The sequence below is a fragment of the Desulfobotulus sapovorans DSM 2055 genome (genome assembly GCF_059569355.1).
This window is the reverse complement of the sequence record NZ_JCANVJ010000059.1, coordinates 1-3,565: the sequence shown is the minus strand read 5'-3', so window position 1 is coordinate 3,565 and position 3,565 is coordinate 1. Positions and strand designations below refer to the sequence as shown.

Sequence of the window (3,565 nt, the reverse complement as noted above, 5' to 3'; positions counted from 1 at the left end):
CCTTCCGCATCCTTCTTATAATTACAAACCGTGCAGGATTTCAGGTAGGCATCATACCCATCAATGCTCTTTTTTACTTCTGCTTCCTTCCACAAAGACTTATCTGTTGAAACAAAGAAACCGTACACCAGAAAAACTAACAAAAAAAACAGTCCCGACACCCCGAACAGCATCCACCTCCTCTTTCTCCCTGATGCCGGTAACTTTACCGTCAGCCCTAACCCTTCTTTCCTGTTCTGGTCACTGCCTAAAAAATAAAGGGGCAAAACCCCCTGGCACGTGGCAAGTTCCACTTTCTCCAGTTCAGCCTGCCCATTTTTCCATCTGAGCCAGGCATACACTGGCCACTCATTCCCCGCTTCAAACAATCCACGCGCCAGATCACGATCCCGTGATACCGCCAATCTCCCGTTATCAAGCCAGGCCTGAACCTGATTCTGAAGACCACAATCCGCACTCACCGTTATATCAACAGGAAAATCACCACTGTGGATATCGTAACTATCCTTAAGCAAACTCCCTGTTCCCACATAACAGGGTCTATCCTCTACGCGGGTTGCAAATTCCTTCTCCGTCTCAAAGGAATCCCGTTTCAGATTTACGCGAAAATCCGGATTGTACATCCGGATCTCCCAGATTTTCCGTGCCTCATCCAGACGGGCCAGGGCCACATCCGCAATGTCTTCCTCCCGGCTTCCAAGGATCAGGGGAAAATCCCATCCACACTGACTGCAAACTTTCTGGCCCTCTTTCTTTTCCAAAAAACAAACGGGACAAGCTTCCTCTGTCATCCACCACCCTCCTTACCCCCATATCCCTTCCAAAAATCATCAAACAGCCCCATTCCTATGACAAGGTCTTCAGCCAGTTTGACAAACACTCAAAATCCGTCAAAGAAAGGGGACCGAATACCGCATGATGATCCCATTCTGTTTTTTCCACAAAAAAAGCGAAGGATACCAGCAGCGCCTCTACCGGAACATAGGGGTTAACAGCTCCAACCAGTCTTTTTACCATACCAAGACGCACCCTCTTGCCCTTAAGGGGGCTGAAACGTAACTCAAAAAGAAATCCGGGTTCATCCGACCCTCGACTTTTCACATAAAAATAAAGAACCCTCCTTTTTATTCAAAGAAGGCCCCATGGTAACATCCATCCCCCTTGAATCAAAAAGAGAAAACAACAGTTTATCCATTTTTTCCGAAGCAGCAGGCTGATTCCTTCGGTTAGTCCCCACAATACATTTGTCCAGAGCTTTTTCCGCTTTCAAAACCCAGCTGTCCTCCAGAGGAAAGGATGCATATGCAGAGCGGTAAATGATCTCTGGCCTGGATGTAATGTACTCGATACATTTCATGTAGTTATGACGGATGGATATTTCTCCCGCTTCATGGATATCATCATTGAAGTCCATTTGAATGGGGATACAGGGCATCCCCCGCATACCAAGCTCCTCCACAAAATCCTCCACGCCGACATTCCCAGCCCTGAGAGATCGAACAGGACGACTATCATGATAAAAATCTCCCTCCTGAGTCTTTGGATCAAGATACACGGCATAAGAAATATCCGACCAGACCTGTTCCGCACATGAAAGCATCTCCTCTCTGGGTACGCTGGTATAGTAAAAAAAATAAAATTTAAAATCCTTAAGGGCATCAATATACACCTGATACTCCGGAAGCGCTTCTCTCCTTACCGTGTAAGGTATGTCCAGATCCTCACTCAACCTGTTGGAAACTGCCCCGGGTACAATCAGCATCACCTTGATTTCAGACATAGAAAACACCTTTCATCAGAATTTTTATCTTTCAACCCATTTTACTATCCAGTAAGCACAAATTTATTTTGTAAATAAACACAGGACGGCCTTAGCGCCGGGAAAAAATAAAAGCTGAACAATTAAGAACCTGCGAGGCGGAATCCAAGAAAAATGTCGCTTTTGTCAACTCTGCTTTTTTCACGATTGGCCGAACGGCAGAACCTGGCATCACCATACCAGCCACCGTCCCGGAAAACCCGATCACCGCCTGTTCCTGGCGCATGTATGGGGTCGGTTCCGGACAGATTCTCATAATCCTCTCGGTACACATCCTGAACCCATTCGCTTATATTGCCATGCATGTCATACAACCCCCAGGCATTGGGCTTAAAGGATGCCACCTTTACAGGCATTTTCCGACATATCCCACTGGAGCAACCGGGCAAAGGATACCTGCCATCATAATTGGCATCATCGGTGGAAAGACATTCTCCAAAGGCAAAGGGCGTTTCTGTCCCCGCACGACAGGCATATTCCCACTCCGCCTCCGTGGGCAGACGCAGGGTAAGGGTTTTATCCAGATCATTGAGTTTTTTAATGAATTCCTGCACTTCATTCCAGGAAACACTTTCCACAGGACAGTCCCTGCCGCAGTCTTTAAAATGGGAAGGGTTATACCCCATCACAGCCTCCCACTGGCCCTGGGTCACCGGGGTGGTCATCAGATAAAAATCTTTGGAAATTCTCACACGATGCCGTTTTTCACTATCAGACCGCTTCGGTTCGTTTTCAGGTGAACCCATCCAGAACCCACCCGAATGAATTTTTACAAAACGCATACCCAAATGGTTCTCAAGGATCTTTTCATCCCTCCTTTCTTCCCCATTCCCTAAAGAGACAGAAACCTTTTCCAGCAATGCCTCCAATACACCCGCACCTGTCCACAAATGGCAGGAAACCGGACGCACCTTTTCTCCCTTCACCCCAAGACGAAGCCCCATAGGGAAATCTTCTGCTGAGGCGTAAAGGCTCAGGGCCGCATCCCGACCGAGATTCAAAACAGGATAAAACTCCTCCACAATTTCCACGGCCCAGTCTGCTACTTCTTTCCAGGCCATGGGAAAACGGCCCGTCTGGATCTCATAGGCATCCTTTACCAGAACAGCACGGCCTACCTTCCAGACGGCACTCTCCAGCCGGGCCACACGATCTTCCTCGTACTCAAAGGGGTCTCTCTTAAAATCCGGGGCTTCATCCCGGTTCACCCACTTTTCTGCCCATTTTTTCCGGGCCTCATCCAGAAGGGAGAGGGCTGCATCTGAGATGTCTTCTTCCCGGCTGCCAAGGATCATGGGGAAATCCCAGCCGCAGGTGGGGCAATTTTTGGATTCTTCATTTTGTTTCACCCCGCAGACGGGGCAGGTTTTTTCTTCCATCGGATATTTCCTTCAAAAAAACAGGATTTATATCAATACAATCAATAACTAAGATAAAAACACCAAAAGCAGAATCACTTTTGCAGCAACAGGATTCATAAAAACAACCTCCGCTGAAGGATCCGAATCCCCCCTCTCACACGGCAAGGCTTCCTCCCCCTATACGAAAAAGCCTTGCCAACAGATCTTAGGGAATGCAACATCTGCTCCTTGAAAACCATGCATCGCCTGATAAGGGAAGGAGCATAGCACCATGGCAAGATTTTTCAACGTCGCAGGCCCGGTCATTCCGGAAGATCACTACCACATTGATCCCATAAACCGCATGGACTGGGAGGAAATCCAGGAATTCATCCGGAACAAGCGC

Annotated in this window: 3 protein-coding genes; all 3 read right to left on the bottom strand. The window is 47.9% G+C overall.

Going from position 1 to position 3,565, the window contains the following annotated elements; translation table 11 throughout:
• A partial coding sequence (locus BR04_RS17495) for a hypothetical protein (RefSeq protein ID WP_496357314.1) occupies positions 1-671 on the bottom strand: 671 nt, incomplete at its 3' end.
• A 407-nt stretch (positions 672-1,078) separates the two neighbouring features.
• Positions 1,079-1,780, bottom strand: coding sequence for a hypothetical protein (locus BR04_RS17490; RefSeq protein ID WP_496357313.1), 702 nt, complete (start codon positions 1,778-1,780; stop codon positions 1,079-1,081).
• Between the two features lie 122 nt (positions 1,781-1,902).
• Positions 1,903-3,198 carry a formylglycine-generating enzyme family protein gene (locus BR04_RS17485; protein WP_496357312.1) on the bottom strand — a complete coding sequence of 432 codons (1,296 nt, stop codon included), beginning with the start codon at positions 3,196-3,198 and terminating at the stop codon, positions 1,903-1,905.
• Positions 3,199-3,565 lie beyond the last annotated feature (367 nt).